The 20,328-nt window shown below is 46.2% G+C and carries 22 protein-coding genes and 1 tRNA gene; 14 read left to right on the forward strand and 9 right to left on the reverse strand.

Annotated features, from left to right (window positions below; translation table 11 throughout):
- The first annotated feature begins 34 nt into the window (after positions 1-34).
- Together ACWGXJ_RS09275 and ACWGXJ_RS09280 are read left to right on the forward strand one after the other, a co-directional pair.
- The gene (locus ACWGXJ_RS09275) at positions 35-847 is read left to right on the forward strand and encodes a GTP pyrophosphokinase (RefSeq protein ID WP_023988035.1); all 813 of its coding nucleotides are present in this window, start codon (positions 35-37) and stop codon (positions 845-847) included.
- Positions 848-1,417 (forward strand): DUF309 domain-containing protein, encoded by a 570-nt coding sequence (locus tag ACWGXJ_RS09280; RefSeq protein ID WP_250268018.1) that lies wholly within the window; start codon positions 848-850, stop codon positions 1,415-1,417.
- Between the two features lie 83 nt (positions 1,418-1,500).
- Here the strand turns inward: ACWGXJ_RS09280 and ACWGXJ_RS09285 are convergent, their stop codons facing one another.
- Positions 1,501-2,028 carry a thioredoxin family protein gene (locus ACWGXJ_RS09285; protein WP_013309735.1) on the reverse strand — a complete coding sequence of 176 codons (528 nt, stop codon included), beginning with the start codon at positions 2,026-2,028 and terminating at the stop codon, positions 1,501-1,503.
- A 163-nt stretch (positions 2,029-2,191) separates the two neighbouring features.
- Between ACWGXJ_RS09285 and ACWGXJ_RS09290 the strand changes: the two genes are divergently transcribed.
- Together ACWGXJ_RS09290 and ACWGXJ_RS09295 are read left to right on the forward strand one after the other, a co-directional pair.
- Positions 2,192-3,856, forward strand: a complete 1,665-nt coding sequence (locus tag ACWGXJ_RS09290) for an RsmB/NOP family class I SAM-dependent RNA methyltransferase (protein ID WP_452566607.1) — start codon at positions 2,192-2,194, stop codon at positions 3,854-3,856.
- Positions 3,853-4,635: a pseudouridine synthase gene (locus tag ACWGXJ_RS09295; protein WP_322172115.1), complete on the forward strand. Its 783-nt coding sequence runs from the start codon at positions 3,853-3,855 to the stop codon at positions 4,633-4,635. The genes ACWGXJ_RS09290 and ACWGXJ_RS09295 overlap by 4 nt, the downstream gene beginning before the upstream one ends.
- A gap of 125 nt (positions 4,636-4,760) precedes the next feature.
- Here the strand turns inward: ACWGXJ_RS09295 and ACWGXJ_RS09300 are convergent, their stop codons facing one another.
- A complete protein-coding gene (locus ACWGXJ_RS09300; RefSeq protein WP_452566608.1) occupies positions 4,761-5,942 on the reverse strand; it encodes a GGDEF domain-containing protein in 1,182 nt (393 codons plus the stop codon).
- A 205-nt stretch (positions 5,943-6,147) separates the two neighbouring features.
- Here ACWGXJ_RS09300 and ACWGXJ_RS09305 point away from each other — a divergent pair, with 205 nt between their 5' ends.
- Positions 6,148-7,272, forward strand: a complete 1,125-nt coding sequence (locus ACWGXJ_RS09305) for a glycosyltransferase family 4 protein (protein WP_452566609.1) — start codon at positions 6,148-6,150, stop codon at positions 7,270-7,272.
- On the opposite strand, the gene ACWGXJ_RS09310 is transcribed toward ACWGXJ_RS09305, so the two are convergent.
- Positions 7,269-8,375: a YkvI family membrane protein gene (locus tag ACWGXJ_RS09310; protein WP_028542811.1), complete on the reverse strand. Its 1,107-nt coding sequence runs from the start codon at positions 8,373-8,375 to the stop codon at positions 7,269-7,271. The two genes, ACWGXJ_RS09305 and ACWGXJ_RS09310, sit on opposite strands and share 4 nt — an antisense overlap.
- A 140-nt stretch (positions 8,376-8,515) precedes the next feature.
- Between ACWGXJ_RS09310 and ACWGXJ_RS09315 the strand changes: the two genes are divergently transcribed.
- The 5 genes from ACWGXJ_RS09315 (at position 8,516) to ACWGXJ_RS09335 (ending at position 11,034) form a co-directional block, all read left to right on the forward strand.
- Positions 8,516-9,121: a DedA family protein gene (locus tag ACWGXJ_RS09315; RefSeq protein WP_209947969.1), complete on the forward strand. Its 606-nt coding sequence runs from the start codon at positions 8,516-8,518 to the stop codon at positions 9,119-9,121.
- 84 nt (positions 9,122-9,205) lie between these two features.
- Positions 9,206-9,778, forward strand: coding sequence for a xanthine phosphoribosyltransferase (locus ACWGXJ_RS09320; protein ID WP_013309742.1), 573 nt, complete (start codon positions 9,206-9,208; stop codon positions 9,776-9,778).
- Positions 9,779-9,879: 101 nt separating this feature from the next.
- On the forward strand, positions 9,880-10,224 hold the full coding sequence (locus tag ACWGXJ_RS09325; protein ID WP_007429850.1) for a hypothetical protein: 345 nt from the start codon (positions 9,880-9,882) through the stop codon (positions 10,222-10,224).
- A 140-nt stretch (positions 10,225-10,364) separates the two neighbouring features.
- The gene (locus tag ACWGXJ_RS09330; RefSeq protein ID WP_061828588.1) at positions 10,365-10,586 is read left to right on the forward strand and encodes a hypothetical protein; all 222 of its coding nucleotides are present in this window, start codon (positions 10,365-10,367) and stop codon (positions 10,584-10,586) included.
- Between the two features lie 118 nt (positions 10,587-10,704).
- Positions 10,705-11,034 carry a carboxymuconolactone decarboxylase family protein gene (locus tag ACWGXJ_RS09335; protein ID WP_165176713.1) on the forward strand — a complete coding sequence of 110 codons (330 nt, stop codon included), beginning with the start codon at positions 10,705-10,707 and terminating at the stop codon, positions 11,032-11,034.
- A gap of 142 nt (positions 11,035-11,176) precedes the next feature.
- Here the strand turns inward: ACWGXJ_RS09335 and ACWGXJ_RS09340 are convergent, their stop codons facing one another.
- Complete coding sequence (locus ACWGXJ_RS09340; protein WP_452566610.1) at positions 11,177-11,713, reverse strand: hypothetical protein; 537 nt, start codon at positions 11,711-11,713, stop codon at positions 11,177-11,179.
- 222 nt (positions 11,714-11,935) lie between these two features.
- Here ACWGXJ_RS09340 and ACWGXJ_RS09345 point away from each other — a divergent pair.
- The 3 genes from ACWGXJ_RS09345 to ACWGXJ_RS09355 all read left to right on the forward strand — a co-directional run bounded on the left by ACWGXJ_RS09345 (position 11,936) and on the right by ACWGXJ_RS09355 (position 13,873).
- Positions 11,936-12,020, forward strand: a tRNA-Leu gene (locus ACWGXJ_RS09345).
- A gap of 279 nt (positions 12,021-12,299) precedes the next feature.
- Complete coding sequence (gene msrA / locus ACWGXJ_RS09350; RefSeq protein WP_061828586.1) at positions 12,300-12,812, forward strand: peptide-methionine (S)-S-oxide reductase MsrA; 513 nt, start codon at positions 12,300-12,302, stop codon at positions 12,810-12,812.
- Positions 12,813-12,937: 125 nt separating this feature from the next.
- On the forward strand, positions 12,938-13,873 hold the full coding sequence (locus tag ACWGXJ_RS09355; protein ID WP_452566611.1) for a divergent polysaccharide deacetylase family protein: 936 nt from the start codon (positions 12,938-12,940) through the stop codon (positions 13,871-13,873).
- On the opposite strand, the gene ACWGXJ_RS09360 is transcribed toward ACWGXJ_RS09355, so the two are convergent.
- On the reverse strand, positions 13,848-14,609 hold the full coding sequence (locus ACWGXJ_RS09360; protein WP_452566612.1) for an N-acetylmuramoyl-L-alanine amidase: 762 nt from the start codon (positions 14,607-14,609) through the stop codon (positions 13,848-13,850). The two genes, ACWGXJ_RS09355 and ACWGXJ_RS09360, sit on opposite strands and share 26 nt — an antisense overlap.
- 289 nt (positions 14,610-14,898) lie before the next feature.
- Here ACWGXJ_RS09360 and ACWGXJ_RS09365 point away from each other — a divergent pair, with 289 nt between their 5' ends.
- The gene (locus ACWGXJ_RS09365) at positions 14,899-15,090 is read left to right on the forward strand and encodes a YqzE family protein (protein ID WP_029516735.1); all 192 of its coding nucleotides are present in this window, start codon (positions 14,899-14,901) and stop codon (positions 15,088-15,090) included.
- 97 nt (positions 15,091-15,187) lie between these two features.
- Here the strand turns inward: ACWGXJ_RS09365 and ACWGXJ_RS09370 are convergent, their stop codons facing one another.
- The 4 genes from ACWGXJ_RS09370 to ACWGXJ_RS09385 all read right to left on the reverse strand — a co-directional run bounded on the left by ACWGXJ_RS09370 (position 15,188) and on the right by ACWGXJ_RS09385 (position 20,243).
- The gene (locus ACWGXJ_RS09370) at positions 15,188-16,243 is read right to left on the reverse strand and encodes a hypothetical protein (protein ID WP_452566613.1); all 1,056 of its coding nucleotides are present in this window, start codon (positions 16,241-16,243) and stop codon (positions 15,188-15,190) included.
- Between the two features lie 258 nt (positions 16,244-16,501).
- Positions 16,502-17,452 carry a YqhG family protein gene (locus ACWGXJ_RS09375; protein WP_061828581.1) on the reverse strand — a complete coding sequence of 317 codons (951 nt, stop codon included), beginning with the start codon at positions 17,450-17,452 and terminating at the stop codon, positions 16,502-16,504.
- A 1-nt stretch (position 17,453) separates the two neighbouring features.
- Entirely contained in the window at positions 17,454-19,268 is a 1,815-nt protein-coding gene (locus ACWGXJ_RS09380; protein WP_069291644.1) for a DEAD/DEAH box helicase, read from the reverse strand.
- A gap of 135 nt (positions 19,269-19,403) precedes the next feature.
- The gene (locus ACWGXJ_RS09385; RefSeq protein ID WP_452566614.1) at positions 19,404-20,243 is read right to left on the reverse strand and encodes a helix-turn-helix transcriptional regulator; all 840 of its coding nucleotides are present in this window, start codon (positions 20,241-20,243) and stop codon (positions 19,404-19,406) included.
- Positions 20,244-20,328: the final 85 nt, after the last annotated feature.

A 20,328-nucleotide genomic window follows, 5' to 3' on the forward strand; every position in this document is an offset into this window, starting at 1 on the left:
AAAAGCGTTGTCGGAAGAGACAGGAGGTACGGGGATGGACGGAAGAGACTGGGGAACATTTTTACTGCCATACGATCAGGCGGTGGAAGAGCTTAAGGTCAAGTTCAAAACAATGCGTGCGGAGCTGAAAAAGCGCGAGGAATACGCTCCTATCGAATTCGTAACCGGACGGGTTAAAAAAATATCAAGCATCCTCGATAAGGCAAAGAGATTACAGGTTCCTTCTGATCAGCTGGAGACGGGAATCGAGGATATTGCAGGCATTCGCATTATGTGTCAATTTGTAGAGGATATTCGGCGGGTGGCCGAATATATCAGAAGACGTAAGGATTTGACCGTACTGTATGAAAAGGACTATATCACCAATTATAAAGACAGCGGCTATCGCAGCTTTCATATGATTGTGGAGTATCCGGTTCAAACAGCAGTGGGGCTGAAGATTGTGCTGGCAGAAATTCAAATCCGTACTTTGGCTATGAATTTTTGGGCAACCATAGAGCATTCTCTTAGCTATAAGTATCGTGAAAGCTTGCCTGATAATATGCGCACACGATTGAAAAAGGCAGCTGAGGCAGCCTTTGTATTGGATAATGAGATGTCTTCTATGCGTCTTGAAATATTGGAAGCGCAGAAAAAGTTCGAGGATGAAGCCAATATCGTTTCTAAAGTGCTAACAGGTATGCACCGGCTGTATTTCTACCATAAGATCAGTGAAACGATTGATGCGCAGCGCAGATTTAATGAACTGTGGGAACGGCACGACATGGAAGGAATCAAGCTGCTTCACGATGAGGTCAAAGAGATGCTAGAAGCCTCTACCAAGGAAGAAGACAGGGATGAGTATTAAATGGAAAACCTTTCCTACGAACCGCTGTACGTGACTTATTTGGTATACTTCAATCGGGATCGGGATTACTTTGAATGTCATGAGGTACTGGAAGAGCTGTGGCTTAAGCTGGACCGTGACCCTGTATATAAAGGCTTGCTGCAAGTTGCTGTAGGACTGTATCATTTCCGGAATGGTAACTATCGTGGTGGACATATGATGCTGAATAGTGCGGTCCACAGGCTGGAGCATGCTCCTTCGCAGGCGCTGGGCATTAATATGGCGAAGCTGGTGGACGAGGCGCGCGTTTGCGCCCGTCAGCTTGCTGAAGCAGTTATGACCGGTACGGAAGAGCTTCAGCACCAACCGCCGGTTTATCGGGATTTGACGATAGAAATCGTCGAGCCCGGGCTGCGCCGGGCCGTGGAGAAGGCATCGTCGTCCATTCCAGTCAACATCCCGCAGCAGAGAGGTCCTCGGCGTGGGGAAAAGCATGAGCAGCGTCAGCAGGCGCTGGCAGCTTCAATTAGGCGAAGACAGGCAACTGGAGGCTCAGGCTCTGTCTCGGCGGAAACGAAGGATGCGCCTTGAGTTTGAAGCGCATGATAAGCAAGCAGCCCGATCCGTTTATAAGGATCGGGCTGCTTTATCGTTTCAGGTGTGTGAACGTTTGACTAGGAGGTTACGTTCTTTTTATATTTCTCAAAGAAGGCTTTGAAATCGTCGAGTGTATACCCATTGTCCGAAGGACTTTCCTTCAATCCACCTACCATACGTTCCTTTTCCACGCCTTTTTCGTAATAAATGAGCGTAGGGGTATACTCAATCTTATACTTGTCCCAGCCATCCTCATACTCACGCAGGTTAAATTCGTGCATCGTAATGTTCTCCTGCTTGCTCAAAGGCAAGAGCTTAGGAGTAGTGGCGCGGCAATGCACACAGTCGGAAGCGAAATGATAGACGAAGAAGTTTTCCTTTTTGTCAATTTTACTCTGTAGATCTTCCGGCTTAATAATTTGCTGATAGTTCGGGTCATTTAACAGCTCTTGAGTAGCAGGATTTAACGAGGCTGTGGAAACGCCATACAGCTTATTTTTAGTGCCTGAATTTAAAGCGAGCAGTACTCCAAGCAAAATGACCAGCACAACAAAAAAGCCGATGACAGGTATAAGCTTTTTTTTGTTGGATTTTTGTGCGTTCAATGCAATCTCTCCTATCAAAATTCAAAATATGTAGCTATGAATCTCATTATTATACAACATTACAGATTGTAGTGAAAGTTCGTAAATCACACCGATATTGCAGGATAACAGGTTGAATATGGTACAATAAAATTTATTTTAAAAGGACAGGATGATTACGATTATGGGTGTACAGCTCCCCACAGCATTTGTAAAGCGCATGGAGCAACTGCTCGGCGACGAATTTGAAGCATTTATGACCGCCTATGACCACACGCCCCTTGCCGGGATTCGCGTTAATACGTTAAAAATTTCGGTGGAGGACTTTAAGGAACGTTCTCCGTTCGAACTGCGGCCGATTCCATGGTGTGCCACGGGTTTTTACATTCCGCACGGTACCAAGCCGGGGTTACATCCTTACTACCATGCGGGACTGTACTATATACAGGAACCGAGTGCAATGTCTCCGGTTGAACTGCTCAATGTAGCTCAAGATGAAGCTGTATTGGACTTGTGCGCTGCACCGGGCGGGAAATCGACCCAAATAGCTGCCAAACTACAAGGAAGCGGCGTATTGGTGACAAATGATATTAGCGCGGACCGAACCAAAGCGTTGGCTAAAAATGTGGAATTGTACGGTGTGCGTAATGCCGTGGTGCTGAATGAAAGCCCGGATCGAATCGCCGATGCCTTTCCTCATTTTTTTGACAAGATACTAATTGACGCACCTTGCTCGGGAGAAGGTATGTTCCGCAAAGATGAGGATATGGCAAAACAATGGGAAACGCATTCGGTGGATAAATGTGTAGTCATGCAACGGGACATTTTGCGTGTAGCGGCCTCGATGCTGAGCACAGGAGGGAGAATTGTCTATTCGACCTGCACCTTTGCGCCAGAAGAAAATGAAGGAATGATCGCAGAATTTCTGGAGGCTCATCCCGATTTTGACGTAGTCCCTGTTCCATCGGAAGCAGGTTTTGCACCAGGCCACCCGGAATGGATGAGTGAAGAGGTCGCGGCATCACACCCCGAACTGCGGGGAACAGCACGCCTTTGGCCGCATCTCGTAGAGGGAGAAGGCCATTTTATCGCTGTGTTGCAACACCAGGGTGGTCGTGTCACTGGGACTGAAGATCACACTGAATCCGGGGATTTGACTCCATTTGAGGGCAAGAATGACAGGGCATTGAACATAGATGCAGCGTATCCACGGAAGAAGCAGTTTTTGTCCGTCAAGGAAGCACTGATGCCAAGCGGTCAAGGAAGACATGCGACTGGTGAGCCTAAACGAAGTGGAAAAGGAATGGATGTGAAGTCCGGTAAAGGAAAGTCCGCGCGCGGCTTGGGTGGCAATAAGTCTCGTTCTGGCAAAGAGAATGTAAAATCCGCTGCACGCTCCCCACAAGATGTGCTGGAGTCCTATCACCAATTTGTGAAGGATCAGCTGGAGGTGTCCTTTACAGGCTATACGGTGGTCTATGGAGATCGTATTTATCAGTCGCCATTGGCATCCCATCGTTTGGACGGCCTTAAGGTGGTGCGACCAGGCTGGTTTATGGGTACCGACAAGAATGGTCGCTTTGTGCCTTCACACCCGCTGGCGGTGGCATTACGCCCTTCAGAGGCGGCTAGAAGCATCAATCTCTCCAGTTCAGATGCTGAGGCCATCCGGTATTTAAAAGGGGAGACCTTGTCCATCCCCGTTGAGAGAATGGCACTGCGGAACGAAGTCCAGCCCAAAGGCTATACTCTCGTGTGCATTGATGGTTATTCGGCTGGGTGGGGCAAATGGCAGGACGGCATGCTCAAAAATGAATACCCTACAGGTTGGAGGTGGACATCGGTATGAGTGGAAAAGGGAGACAAACGCAACGTTTGGATAAAGTTTTAACCCATATGGGATATGGCTCCCGTAGTGATATCAAGCGACAGGTGAAGCAAGGGATGATCACAGTAAACGGGAGGATCACTAAGGATAGCGGCTTACAGGTTCATCCATACCAGGATCAGATTGAAGTGAACGGGGAACGTGTTGTTTTTCGGGAGTATATTTACATCATGCTGCACAAGCCACCGGGCGTTATATCTGCAACTGAAGATACGAGGGAGCGGACGGTGCTGGATTTGCTGAGCGCGGAGGAACGACACTTTGAGCCTTTTCCAGTAGGACGCTTAGACAAAGATACAGAAGGGCTATTGTTGTTGACCAACGATGGTAAGCTAGCGCACGAACTACTTTCTCCACGGCGGCATGTCCCTAAAACATATGAGGCTACCGTATCGGGTCATGTCACGGAGGAGGACATACATCAATTTACAGCAGGAGTGGAACTGGATGATGGGTATGTTACCCTTCCTGCACAGTTGACCATTCTTCGCCACGAACATCCGCACCAGGCAGATGGAGAAGTCATTTCCTATATTTCGCTTGTAATCCATGAGGGGAAGTTTCATCAAGTGAAGCGTATGTTCGAAGCGGTTGGTAAAAAGGTGACCTATTTAAAAAGAATAGCTATGGGCCCATTGAAGCTGGATGAACAGCTGCCACTGGGCAGCTATCGAGAGCTGACTAGTGAAGAACTGGCATGGATCGGCCGGGATATAGCATCTGCAACGTCAGAAGTTTGATGGGCAGATTAAATATAAATGACGCACAGGTTCTTATGAGATTCCTGTGCGTCATTTTATGATATAGACAACCAGACTGAGAATTATTCAAACTCAACGTTCAACACTGAATCGCAGTTTACGAATTATTGTGCGCGTGCTGCCCGACTCTTTTTCACTTCGGCTGCTGTATAAGCTGTAACCTTGTTTTTACCTGTCGTTTTGGATATGTACATCGCTTGATCGGCCTGCTTGACCAGTTCATCCGGGTTCATTTCCTTCTTCACTGTACTGTGTCCGACACTGATGGTGACAATGCTTTCTTCCGCGACCCGCTCGCGGATACGTTCTGCGACATGTCCAACCTTGGCACGTCGATCCACAACCATTGCGACCAGTTCCTCGCCACCGTATCGTCCGGTCAGTCCGATTTCATCCAGTTCATCCTCCATAATCTGTGCCACCTGTTTGAGTACTTCATCCGCACGAGCATGGCCCTGTGTATCATTCAACTTTTTGAAATTGTCAATATCGCAAAAAATGACCGACACGCGGATTCCTTGATCCATATATCGCCGTAGTCGTCCCGAAAAATATTTACGGTTATATAGCCCTGTCAGGCCATCGGTGATGGAAGAACGGTAAATCCTTTGGAGCAGCTCCACAATCCGTTCAAACAGGATGAGGAATAACGTAGTGTAGTACAGCAATGGTAAAAATGACATATATAGGACTGTGTTTGATCTTCCAGCTTCTTCAGGGATGTCATTTCGCAGCCACAAATAGCCGAGCCAGAGCAAATACATGAATAAGCCCGCTACATACTTCTTTGGCTGTCCGATTCGTGGGGTGATGAACACAAGGCCCAGTATAAGTGCCAGTACTCGATAAAACAGAGTGAACCCAACTAGTTTCGCTGCGCTGATCCAAGCGGGCAACAAACCTGCAGTCCAGGCAATAACCGGCAATATCAATAACGCACCCAGCAGCAGCAAGGTCCATGTCTGCGCACGTTTCAGCTTCCGGTAGAGTTGAAATACGGCGGCATTGATGAGCACGAAGGCAGACGCCTCCAGCACATTTTTCCACACGATTCCTTGGAGTTGCATCTTGCCTCCACCTGCTGAATAGAGATTCATGGCTTCATATGTCATAATAATAATAGCGGCAACCGAAAAAAGGATATAGGCTTTTTTTCGTTGTCTGCTATATATGATCACGCACATCAGTGCCATCATGAGTATAATATACAAACCGCAGGCTGCACTTACGGCCCCGGCCAGAGATGGGAAACCCAAGGTTCCCGATAAGGACAACAACGTCAACATCACCGACTCCATTTGCAAAAATAGTCAATCTATTGAACGGTTGATATCGTTCCGATACAATAGACAGGATTTATCCTATTTAAAATGTTATAATTTTCTTTTGTGACTAACATTTATTCTCAATATATCATCTTTCAGAAAATCCGGAAACCTATACATACAATCTGTGATCCGGCAGTTTAATGCTTGAAAGGGGAAGCACGTCATGAAATTGCTACAGGCTCTCTTTTTCCCACCCGAGCAACCGGGAGGCGTTTCATCCATGATTCCATATCTGCAAGAGCGATTTACATCCCCCCGTTGGGAAATGGAGCTATTTTCAATCCCTAAACGGATTCGTAACAAGGGTAGGGACGAAGTAACTTTTGACACCTTTGACTGGACGAGATATGAACAATATTCAATCGTTCAAAAATATATTCAGACGTACCGTGACTATTTGTGGTGGACCCGGCTTCGTATTCAGAAGCCCTATGACCTCATTCATGCTCATCATCCGATTGCCGGAATCGCCATGAAAACTGTTTTTCCTGACATTCCGCTCGTACAGACGATTCACTCTTCCTATGAGAAGGAGTTAATTCTAAACGGGAAAATAGAGGAGAACGGGCCTGAACACCAATTCTTGGTGTCACTGTATGGGGAAATGGAGCAGAAGGCGGATCGCCTGATAGCGGTATCTCATTCTTTTCAGCATTACTTAACTCCTTACGTTCAGAATCCGCAAGACATTGCAGTCATTCCGAATGGATATGATGAGAAGCGCTTCAAACCCATTCCACACGAAAATGAAGTGACACAGCTCATAACCGTTTGTCGCCTTGTTCCGGCGAAAGGACTGGATATTTTATTGCGGGCCTGTGCTGAACTTAAAAAAAGAAATCTGGATTTTGTGCTTCATATTATTGGAGACGGCCCGGTTCGCCCTGAACTGGAAGAGATGGCGCGACAGCTCGATATATACCATGAGACGATTTTTTATGGATATACCCTTCATCCAGAAGAGTTTATGCCTTTCTTTGATGTATTTGTCTTGCCTTCTCGGGCGGAGGCCTTTGGTTCGGTATTTGCGGAAGCAGCGTTAAGTTGTCTGGCATTGGTAGGTACAGAAGTGGGAGGAATACCGGAGCAGATTGAAGATGGGGTAAATGGTCTGCTCGTGCCACCCGACAATCCGAGGGCACTGGCAGACGCATTAGAAAAGGTCATTGCTGACCCTGCCTATCGTTATGAGCTGGCTAGATCTGCCTGCGATAAAGCTAAATCAAGCTATTCTTTAAGTCGGGCGGTTAACGAGTTGAAGAAAATGTATTTGAAATTTCCACATTAACCATGACGAGTACCACCTGGTTTGGAATCGGAATGCCGAAAGCTGGAGCGAGGACGTGAGGAACGGAAAGGTCTCCTGCGTCCTGCTATGATCAGTTTACTAACCCACATCAGACTGAGCATTCCGAAAATAGGATAAAGGACAGATAACAGTGAACTGAAGCCGAACTGACTGATTAAAAAACAGGTGAGCATAATGAATAGTGTGATGAGCTTGGGCGAAATTTGGACATGCTGACGAATTTGCAGACTGACGCCATAAATGTCGGCTACAAAGGTACTGAAGATTTCCATGAAAATGAGTAGAATGTATATGATTTCGACAAAGGCACCCAGACGGTAAGCAATGCTTCCCATAGGGATTTCAAATTGCTGAATACCCGGCATATGTGCTGACATGGCAAAGTGTGCAGCCATTAGCATAAACCCGACACCAACTCCGCCCAAAACTCCGCCCCAGCGGATAGTTCTTCGGGAAAAGGTTTGGCTGCCAAGTGGTACAAGCACGGCTTGGGCCATAGTTAGGTTAAAGGACGTGTACAGCAGTGGAGAGAGCAAGGTTCGAAATGTACTGTGATCTGTCGTATTCGTAATAAAACTCTGAGGATTGGGCATGGAGAGCGTGCTGTGAACGAGCAGAAGAGACATAATGATCATCAAAGGGACAACTACGGTGTTCATGTGCAAGATGGCCTTAATGCCTTTACTTAGCAGCAAATAAGTACCAATCAGTGTAATAAGCAGTCCGGTTTGGTAATGCAGGTGAAGGTGCTCTACAAAAACAGAGCCGGCTCCTGCCAGCATGACGCTGTTTACGCCAATCAACACGATGAGTGTGAACCAGCTAATCCATTTCCCGGCATTGGCACCAAAAAGATGTTTGTTCAGGTCCTCGTAGGATTTGGCTGAAATATCATGAGCGATCAGCATCATTTTCGTACCCAACCATACAAATATGATTGTGGATAGCATAATAGTGAGTGTAGCCCAACGACCATACTGCGTAAAAAATTGCAGAATTTCTTGTCCGGTAGCAAATCCGGCACCGACGATTGTACCGATGTATGTAAAAGCAATTTGAAAAACATGAATATTACGTTTCATCCCCAGTCCCTCCTTGCCTGCTTGAATAACGCTGCAGCGAGCATATAATACAAACTATGTTCAACTGAAATAGGACATGACTGGATGAGACTGAAAATAATTAAAGTGAATTAATGAATAGCTTGACGGGAGCGTAATTTATGGGTCAAATCCTTGCATGGATACTTGAATACGGATATTTGGCAATGTTCGGCTTGCTTGCACTTGGAGTAGCGGGTATGCCGATACCCGACGAAGTGCTAATGATCGCCTTCGGCGGGCTCGTGTCTCAAGGGCACTACAACTTCATTGCTGCACTGGCAGTCACATTTTTCGGTAGTATGACGGGTATGATGCTTAGCTACACATTGGGGCGTCTGTTGGGCAAACCACTTTTGCATCGATACGGAAAATGGGTGAGGCTTACGCCTTCTAGGATTGCCTCTTCTGAAAATTGGTTTGGGCGCTATGGTACCTGGGGAATCCTGTTCGGATATTTTGTCCCCGGCTTGAGACATGTATCCTCATATCTGGCAGGTACAACCCGTTTAGGCGTTTTCCGCTATATCAGTTATGCATCAGCAGGAGCTTTGCTGTGGTGCGGTACATTTTTGGGGATTGGACATGCGGTGGGCATGCATTGGGAGCAGGTGGCGAAGCTAATGGAGAAGGTGACGCATCAGGTAGGGCTGGTCGTTATTCTTTTAATCGTTGTGGGAGGAATCACCGCATGGTTCTGGAACAAGCGTAAAAAAAATGTCACATGACCGCATGGAAAGCAGCTATAGCTTGAAAGCGGCGGGTGAAGTATGGTACTTTTACCGCATAGGATTGCCGTGGGAGGTCATGTAATGGAAGTATTAAAGAAACGAATTTTAAATGAAGGCGTGATTGCATCAGATCAGGTGCTGAAGCTGGATGGTTTGCTTAATCACCAGGTTGATCCAGAACTGACAATGGCAATGGGACGAGAGTTCGCAGCACGTTTCCGAGAAGAGAAGATTACCAGAGTAGTGACCGTGGAGTCCTCAGGCATTGCCATCGGGTTTGCGACAGCATTGGAATTGGGTGTACCGTTGGTATTTGCTCGTCGTAAAAAGACCCTATTAGCTGATCCAGATGCGCTGTGTGAACGCGTACCTTCGTTTACAAAAGGTATTGTTACGGATATTATGCTGTCTCGTCAATTTATTCACGAAGATGACCGTGTTCTGTTCATTGATGATATTATTGCTAATGGTGATGCGGCGCGAGGTATGGTTAAAATCATTCAACGCTCCGGAGCGGAGTTGGTTGGATTTGGTGTCGCGGTGGAAAAAAGCTTTCAGGCCGGAGCGAGAACCATCCGTGAGCAGGGTATTCGTGTAGAGTCATTGGTCAAAATTTCGTCGTTAGCTGACGGCAAGATTGAGTTTGCTGAATAGTAACAATTCAAAACTCCTGATCCTTATTTCTAATAATAACCTTTGCATGAGCTTCAATTTCGCTTATAATATAGATAAGGTTTTGGAGAGGAGGCAGCAACATGGGGAAAGAACAATTGACCGAACAGTTTTTTCTGGAAAAACTGGCAGCGGCTAAAGTACACTTTGAGCGTGCCTTGGATTGTAAGCATACGGAATTCGACGATTTGTATCCCTATATGATTGAACATCCTCAGTTTTTTTGGTATAAACGCTATGTGGCCTGGTCTGAGTTGTTGACGTTGGTTAACCTATGCGAAGAATTGTCCTTCTCTTGGAAAGAAGAATTTACTGCTCACCAAGTGGAGTATGTAGATCAGCGAGTGTTGTCTGCACAAGTGCTGGACTTCTGGTATGAGAAGAACGATACAAAAGAACATGATCACAGTGTGAATCAGTCGGGATAATTTGTCGCTCTGTTGGCAATCCATATAAGTAGTAAGAGAGAAGAGACCTAAATGATTCGTTTAGGTCTCTTTTTAAACTTTTTTCATGTATATAGAACCATGATCGTTATGTTAAAAAAGTGAATAAGGAGGGGACAAGGATGATTATGGACGAAGAATTGGATGCTTATCGACTCTCCGGTGAAAAGGTGCGTGTCGTACGCGATGGATTGGAGTCCAACGATGTTGTGGGCATTGTACTGGCATGGGATGAGGAACAGGTGCTTATTCGTCGCCAGAATCGACGTGTGGTCAAATTGGATCGCAGCTATACATACCAGTCGTTCAGCGAGCCGCGTCACAATCCGATAGATCTGGATTAGGAATGGGTTCTCCAATGGGTGTTGGATAAAAATAACTGGGTGATTCATTAGGCATACAGAAACTCTAAATCGGACACAGTAATGAAGGAAAATCCAACAGAGAGGACGTGCTGTGTCAATGACGGTTATGGACGAAAAAGTACATGCATACAAGGATCAAATCAGCCATTTGGAAGATCGGTTGCCCGAGGTAGTTCATGCATATCATCGCTTTACCGGAGAGTGCTTTCAAGCCGGCAGCCTAGATGAGAAAACCAAGCAACTGATTGCGCTAGGCATTGGTTTATTTGCCAACAATGAAGTATGCACGTTTTATCACGTGGACGAGGCGCGGTCCAAAGGAGCCAGTGATCAGGAAATTATGGAGACCATTGCTGTAGCCGCAGCAGTAGGTGGAGGACATGCTCTAAGCCAAGGGGTAACGCGTGTACAGAAGGCGTTGCAATAAGGCGAATCATTAATTGATGAGCTTATACTTCGTCATAGCGGTTATAGATCGATTTGGATATATGATGAATATGGAAAGGAGCTTCCGAGCACAGTTGGTGTCTGCGGAAGCTTTTTTCTTTTGCGTATTGGTTGTGCGGGGATTATGCTCTTCTGCTTGCGGCAAAAGCAGCAGGGCGAGACGTTTTACGCTTATAAGCCAAAGAGGATGTAACCAAACTTCGTTCAACGATGCGTAGAGGTTTGGATGTTGAATTGTTTGGTAATTCGGGGCGATGTTTCTCTAGTAAAGGAAGGGCAGCTGTATGGGGCATAGAGGTTGAGAGTCCGAGATATGCTCGCATCCGCTCATACATTTCTTTGCGGAACGCTGGCATTGCCATACTGAACTGCTCTTTATTGCCTTTACTTATATAGGTGGCGTGAACGCCGGAGTGGTTTTGTTGTATGTCCAGAACATGAATGTGATATTTATTAAATTCATGTTTTATTTCAGACAGCAGGATCCCGGTACGATCTACACCTGCATTAACCATTTCGACATAAAGATCAGGGGTTTTCAGCATACCGCTTTCTTCAAGAATTAGGCTGTCCCGCTCAAATACTTTTTGAATAAAGGTAAGGAGCAGATAACTTTTCACAAGAGACCATTCATGCTGAGTAGTATCTGAAGAGATCATTACCATTCACCGCCTTAGGAAAATGTGATGATAATTCATAACCGAATGAAGAAAAGGAACCTTCGTTCCCGAGAACTTATGTTCTTATTTTAATTTATTATTCCTTTTTTATCAAGAGGAAATTAACAAATATAAAAGGTTTGACATCTTGATATGAGCATGGTATGATCTATCTTGTCGCTAAGAAAGATTGATCTTTCGAGGATAAACGACAACTTATATGCGGTCGTGGCGGAATTGGCAGACGCGCACGGTTCAGGTCCGTGTGGGCTAACCCCCCGTGGAGGTTCGAGTCCTCTCGACCGCATCTATTAGAAAAGGTCTATAGAATTGCTCTCGTAGCAGTTTTAGAGACCTTTTTCTTATATTTCCGGGGATTTGCTCATAGTTTAAGCTGAACACGTTTCTTGTCTTCCCGCAAACTATGGATTTCCATAAAGGATTCTGACAAATTACTTGATTTCTTTTAGGTGGAATTTTTGCGAATTCCTCAAGTTCATAAACAATTCTTTTATAAGGTTATCTTTTAAGATATGATAGAAAATAACGCACTTTATGATGAAGTTATTGAAAGGTTGGATGTAAGATGGAGAAAGCGACTTTTGCAGGTGGATGCTTCTGGTGTATGGTAACTCCGTTTGAAGAGCAGCCGGGCATTCATGGCATTGTGTCAGGATACACTGGAGGAACGATTGCCGATCCGACCTACGAGCAGGTTAAAACAGGAACTACAGGTCACTACGAGGTGGTGCAGATTACTTTTGAACCTGAGCTGTTTCCTTATGAAAAGCTGCTCGAATTATATTGGCCGCAAACAGATCCTACCGACGGGGAAGGTCAATTTCAGGACCGGGGTACACAGTATAAACCCGCAATTTTTTATCATACAGAGCAGCAACGTGAGCTTGCACAACAGTCCAAGGAGCAGTTGGCACAAAGTGGACGCTTTGATAAGCCAATTGTAACGGAGATTCTTCCTGCTTCGATTTTTTATCCTGCAGAGGATTATCATCAGGATTACCACAAGAAAAACGTGAAGCACTATAAGGAAGATCGGGCCCAATCAGGTCGTGATGAATTTATTGATAAGAACTGGTAAGCGGCTTTAACATACGTTTCTACGCACGATAAGGCAGATTAGGGATTATTCCATGGATCTGCCTTATACATATTTAGACGACGTTACTCACACAATGAAGGGACAGAGAAGGAGGCTGACCTGCAATGAGTACACGATGGAAGCTGCACATGAGAAATATAATAAAAAAGGCTTTAAAGGAATCTCGCGCTCGGAAAGAGCCAGCTTATGTACCTGTATTCCATTCAAGCTCCAAAATGCGAAGAACCGTAGTACTCTGTATTTCGGTATGCATGTTATTCATGGTCTGTAGTACTGGTGTTGCAGAAGCAATAGACAAACAGGACGATCCGCAAAAGATGGTTGCTGTCATTATTGACGATCTGGGAAACCATATGAAAGGAACTGAGCAAATTTTAAATTTACCCGTTAAGATTACCGTTGCTGTGATGCCCTTCCTGCCTACAACCAAGCAGGACGCTATGGAAGCGCATAAGCGCGGTCATGATGTCATCGTCCATCTTCCAATGGAGCCAAAGCAGGGGAAGCCCGAATGGCTTGGGCCTGGAGCAATTAAGGCTAATATGACGGATGAAGAAGTACGTGCGAAGGTGACAGCAGCCATTAAGGATGTTCCTTATGCGATAGGGATGAACAACCACATGGGTTCCAAGATCACTTCTAATAAGCGCATTATGTCCATTGTTCTTGATGTTTGTAAGGAGCATGGACTATTTTTTGTCGATAGCCGTACTAATTATCGGTCAGTGGTCCCTGAGCTTGCCGCTAAAAAGGGAATGCCACCAGTACGAAATGATGTTTTTCTGGATGATGTCCATAACCTCGCCCATGTGAATCGGCAACTTACAAAAGTGGTTGAATGGCTGGATGAGCACAACACCTGCGTAACGATTGGGCACGTCGGCGTGTCTGGTATGTACACATCCTCCGCTCTTCATTCGTCGGTTCCCAAGCTAAAGGAGCACGCCAAATTTGTGGGTATTAGCGATTTGGTACGAGCTGTATGGGGATGGACGGGAGACCCAGCCATCAACACTACCATGCCGTCAAATGCGCAATAATGCCTGCGGCAATAGCTTCGGCAATGCTTTTTTGACCACGATCCTCGGAAAGCATAGCTCTGTCCTGTTCGTTACTGATAAATCCGGTTTCCACAATTACAGCGGGTTGCCGGATTTTATTCAAAAGATAAAAGGGTTTTCCGTACACTGTTTTTCTATTCATGCAAAATAAGCGGTTTAATGAATGCTGAATCCGTTCAGCTAACAGATAGCTGCTGCCTTCATCCTGATACAGTACAATGGGTCCCCGTTTTTCGGCACGTTTGCTCCAATTGACATGCAGGCTTACAACCAAAGCGGTGGGCAGTTGTTCTGTTAGGCTTTTACGTTGGGCGAGGTCTTTAAGGTGCCGGGATTTGGACTGCAGCCAACGGTTGTCGTCACTCAGTGCGTAGTCCTTGTCCCGATTCAGGACAGCAGGATATCCCTGGGAGCGTAAAATCAAGTACAGCTTTTGAGCAATGGCGAGATTGATATCTTTTTCCAAAATTCCTTTGTGACTTGTTCCACCATCCACACCGCCATGGCCTACATCAATCAGGACAACGGGCTTAGCAAAAGCGTGATAGGACGAATGTATGTTGGATGGACTATCTATATACTTGTTTGGTTCGTTACTTTTCTCGTCGGGCTGAGCAGCTATATAGGTAAATGGGGCGAATACAGCACTGCAAAGGATGCATAGACTTAACCCCAAGCATGTCAGCCATATTTTGTTTAACCTTTTTTTCCTCACATTCTATTCCCCCAGTGGACGAATTGATTATTTACTGAAAAACCATTCATAACAGGCATCAAACCTAAAGCAGCGTAGCTGCCTTCAAATATGACAATTAGCCTTGGGGTAACTGTTATGTTGAAGATAGTATGTTCCATTTAAGGGAAACCATGCATAGTTATTTCCACAGGGGTTAGACCTTTTGGAAAATGAGCAAGCTAGTTTTATCTGCACCTAACGTGTGAATCCGAATTTCCAAGCAATGTAAATGGAAATAATAGGCGCAGATTGGAGGAGGTCATGGAGGATGGCGAAAAGTGACGAACTGGTGACGTATATTACGCAGCGGATTGTTCGCTATATGGAAACGCCGCGTGATGTTCGGCGCAGTCAAAAACAAGCCAGAGAGCCGTGGGGGAGCAAATGGTTTGGCATGTTGCCTCTCGCTCTGAAAATGTGGATGAAATCCACACGCAGAGGGCGAAGGGAGCGACATTAAACTCGCCAAAGAGACCACAAGAGGCATAGGTTATGCCATTTGAGGTCTCTTTTTATGTTGTAGAGATCATTCCGATCTTTTTCGTGTTTATTAATAACTAGGAGTCCAAACGATAAAATTCGCCAGCTGACAATAACTGTTTTAGCGGTACAAATCGGGAAAGTCCATGATGGTAGGTTAACGCATATAAATTGGGTTGGGACGGATGATCTGGGGATATCCAAGACTGATACCCACTAATGGATAAGGGACCTCCAAAGGCAAAATTGATACCTGTGGCAGAAAATATAATACGCGGTGAAATACTCAGTGTATCCATAAATTGTGCTGTGTTACGGACAAAAAGTTTTTGCTTGGGCTGAAGCCAACCCAGATCGTCATAGGGATCGAAAGGAGCAGACGAGACCGTAACTGCTTGCGCCTGTGTTTTCAAAAAGGGTACAGATGAAGAGAATACGTTGTTTTGGAGCTTATGTTTCCAACTCCCATCTACCACTTCTACAGGTAACGGATCGCCAGTTACAGCATCAATACATATTTCGCTGCCTGTAGAGGAACGCACCAGCCAGTAGGCTAGTAGCGGTTCCTCATACATGGGTGTGATTTGCAGCTTGTCGATAGATGAAAGATCGGTTTCTGTGAGCGACACCAGAGATTGGCGAAGTATATCCATACTATAAGGTCCACCTGGACCATTCCCATATTCGTTGAGTTGATATACGCCGTTTGAGTCTGATCCGATAATCAGGTAGCCGATGTATTCTCCCGCACGGTTTACTTGAACAAGCCAACTATGGGTTCCAGGTCCGAGCGGATGATAGCTAAGCTCAGCATCTTTCCACGAGACAAAAGGGGGCTGCGACGATAGGGATTGTACCATGTTGTCTGCAGTCTGTTTTACGTCTGCGGGCACGCCTTGCTCCTCAGTAGGAAAACTTGCTGAAACGTCACCCGGGGAAGGAGTAGCAGGACTCGTGGAGTTCAATGGAGCAACCCGCGAGCTTTCATTGTAGAGAGACACCAAGTTTAAATTGTTGCCTTGTGCGACTGAGGGAGCCGCATGAATGGAAGCGAACGGACAGACTGCGGACAGGCCGATCAGAACAGCTGCGATCATACCTATGGTATAGTGCCCGGAATGATTCTTCTTCAATGAAATCCACCTTTCTGTCGGCTTGATTGCCCGACGGAGGCATTCTTTTTATACAGCATACAGCCTGTCCGATAAAAAGACTGCTGCACCTTGTCGTCGCAAATGTCGTATCCAGGTTCGCTTTTTGCTGTCGATACATAGGAGACATGTTTAACCAAACTTGTGGTTACAGCAGCGGAAACTGGTGTAGGCTGAAGCAAGATGTTACAAGCTGACGATACCTCTGCAACTCTCCTGCGAAGGAGCAAGAGATATCGGTTACCGCAGATGAAATATCCCGCAGTTAATGGCGGATACGAGTACCTTGGGCTCATACTGCCATACCATTTCTTTACGGCGGGCTTGATGCTGCTCTGATATGGCTTCTTTTTTATCCTCTTCCTCTTTCTGCTCCTTGATAAGATCATCGTAGTAGTGGTCAATAACCTCCAATTCCTCGCGCAATCGTTCCTTCGCCTGCTCAGCCCAATCATAATCTTGCTGACGGAGCTGTTCGGTGAGATAGCTTTCAAGCGAGCTAGAAGCTTCAGGGACAGATAACTCGGCAGGCTGCACATGCATATTACCCGCCAGCAGCGGGCTGAGCTGCCGGGTTTCGAGCATGGCGCCAAAATCGGTTACAATGGTGCCGCTTTTAAGCGAAATACCTAGCCACTGAAGTTCCTCACGCTTCAAATCGCAGGCGAATTCAATCTTATAGCAGATGCTGAGCCAAGCTTCATAGACTACGGGAGAGCGGGCAGACAGCTGACGGGCATCAGGCTGCTCAAACAAATAAACATATTTCCCTCCATCTCGTGCGGCTTCAAAAATTTGATGCAGCCGACGGCTTCCATATCGAAGCTCCTCCTGCAAAATACGTCCAGGTCCCAATTGTGGTAATGTCGGTACATGACCGAAGTAACGCCCCATGACCTGATCTTGTGCTGCGTTGCCTGATGCTGGAGTTGGTGGCGTATGATCCGCTAAACGTTCCTGTTCTGTACGATAGGCTTCCCCATCAAAGATGAAAGTGAAGGACATCGTCTGCGCTGGAACGCCAGTACGCTCTACGTATCCCCAATAGTAGGGGCGGTTTGTTAAGGCTTTATCCGCTTCTGGAGAAAGCTTGACGGTTACATGATGAGGCGACCTCTCAATGACACTGCATCCGGTAGCTTCCAGATAGGTGTGTACAAAACGCTGGACTTGCTGTGCATTCATGGTCAAACTAGCGACCTCCCTTCACACTGCGTCGAGCTTTGCCCGGAGGAACCGTATTGCCTGCTAGGCCTAATAAATCCTCGGTGTTTGGCTGGTCTGTGCGCAGTTGTTCCATTTCCTGCTTGATGGAATCCAGCGAGTGGCCCAGCTTTTGCATTTTTTTGCGAATTTCATCATCGCTACTGGATTCAAGCATGATCTTATACAGACTTTTTTCAATAGATTCTTTTTTCTCAAATTTCTCAAGAATAACGTCCAATCCGCCAATGACCATCTCAAACATATTTATCTTTTCATGCAGCAGATGCAGGATATGCTCCTCAATCGTTCCGGTTGTGGACAAGTTGAAAATATTAACATCATGCGTCTGTCCAAGCCGATGTACCCGTCCGATCCGCTGTTCCACACGCATGGGATTCCACGGTAAATCGAAGTTAATCATATGGTGACAAAATTGCAGGTTAATGCCTTCACCACCCGCTTCGGTGGCAATCATGACCTGAATGCGCCCACGGAACAGATCCATCATCCAATCCTTGCGTCCACGGTTCATACCGCCTCGGTAAGGAACAGCAGATAGGCCACGGTCACGGAAATAGTTCAGCAAATACTCCTGTGTGGCCCGGTATTCTGTAAAAATGATCACTTTTTCGTTCATCTGACGGATAAGCTCGAGCGCTTTTTCTGCTTTGGAATTGGCCTTGATCGCTTTAATATGTGCAACCAAATCCCAGACACGATCGCGTAGGGGAGAGTCTGGGGCCATCTTTTTAGACAAATTGACCAGCGTCACGAACACAGCGTCCCGGCTGCTGCACACTTCCCGTTGAAGGGTGACGAGAGACAGCATGCTACTTAAATTTCCGCCATTCGCCTGGTATTGCTCTTTGACAAAAGAGGTCACCCCATCGTACAGTGCTTGCTCTTCCGGCGAAAGTTCCAAGTGAATGTTGGAAACATTTCGTTTGGTGAATTGAACCGGGCCTTCTCCGCGACGATTGCGGATCATGACTTTAGATAGCTCATCCTTGAGCTGATCTTCATTTTTGGGTAGACGTTTATCTACAACAAAGTTGGCTGAAAAATCGCCATGTCTTCCCAATTGACCAGGCTTGAGCAGTGTAATCAGGTTAAACAGCTCAGACAGATCGTTTTGTACAGGTGTTGCTGTCAGGAGCAAACAATATTTTTTGCGCAGCTTCATAATGAACTGGTAGTTGGATGTCTTTTTATTTTTCAGCTTATGAGCCTCGTCTATAATGAGCAGGTCATAATCGGTATCTAGTAGGATGTTACTATGGGGCTCCCGCTTGGCGGTATCCATAGAGGCCACGACGACCTCGGAAGACCAAGAATACGCTTTTTTCTGGGCGACAGCGGGAATACCGAATTTGCTGTTCAGCTCACGCACCCATTGTAGGACCAGAGATGCGGGTACAAGAATAAGCACTTTGGAAGCCAGCCCGCGAACCAGATATTCCTTTAGGATCATTCCAGCTTCGATTGTTTTGCCTAGGCCGACTTCATCGGCAAGAATGGCACGTCCGGACATTTGAAACAGTACCTTTCGAGCGGTATCCAGCTGATGGGGTAGTGGAGTGAGGTCTTGCAAATGCTGTAGACATTGAAGCTCATCAAAGCTCGGCACCAGTTTGACTTTTTCAGCCTCAATGGCCAGCTGATACAGATTCCAATCTCCCCAAGGGCCACCTTTGCGCAGCCGCTGGTCCAGCTCATCCTGCCAGCTTCGATCAAATTGCACCGGAACAGGCAGTGGCGCTTGATTAGGTATGTGCGGGGAACTTGTCGATTTGGCTTTCATGATGATTCCCTCCCTCCTGGTAGTAGCACAGTTGAAGCTCTTGGTTCTGTCACATATGTGGCATCTATTTAGCACAGATCGTAGATGTAGTATGGACGGAAAAAGATATCTTCATAACAGGAGGGATGAAATCCTTTAGCTGCCTTCCATTAACTTTTGGAGTTTACTTTCCGTAGAGGTCTGCGCATTAGGGGTGTAGATGCTGCAACGGAGATCAACACTGCCCTGTACCTGAAGAGAAGTCAGGTCAAATAGCATTTTGCCAGCCTTGGCATGACGAAATTCAATGAGCACCTCCGGCGCGGAGCTTACTTCACTCTGATTCCAAAGCTCGTTAAACTTTGGGTAGGTCTGACTCATATTTTGTATAAATTGTGCATACCAGGGGTCTGTTACGTATTGTCCGTAATAAGCGCGGAAAATTGCAAGGAACCCCTTTACAAAGTGTTCCCAATTCACGGCTAGACTTTTAAACTCCTTTTTGGTGAATAGCAGTTCAATCATATTGCGTTGCTCATGTGGTAGCTCGGCAAAATCCATAAAAACATGAGCAGCAGCGGCGTTCCAACCGACAATATGACAACGCCGATCTGAAATAATAGCAGGGCAGTAGTGTAGCTCTTGTACGATCTTTTGCAGAGAGGGGGAAATGACGGCCTGCTCTGCTGGAGCTGGAAGGCTGTGAGACCCGGCCTCGATCGCCAAATCATACAAATATTTGCGCTCGTCTGTGTTCAACTGCAATGCGGCAGCAATAGCATCCAACACAGAGGCGGACACCTTAATATCTCGTCCTTGCTCCAGCCAGGTATACCAGGTCGTACTGACACCTGCCAGCTGAGCGACTTCTTCTCTGCGCAAGCCTGGTGTTCTGCGACGTGATCCTTGGGGGAGACCGACCATATGTGGGTGTAGGCGGGCCCTTTTTGTTTTTAGAAAAACAGATAGTGCTTCCAGACGTGCTTCCGTTTTCATAGGTTTTTCTCTCCATTCAATGGGGATATCCGAAGTGAGCAAATAAGGCGTTTACTATAGTAGTGTTCATTATACCAGGATAAAC

This window comes from Paenibacillus sp. S33 (genome assembly GCF_053615415.1).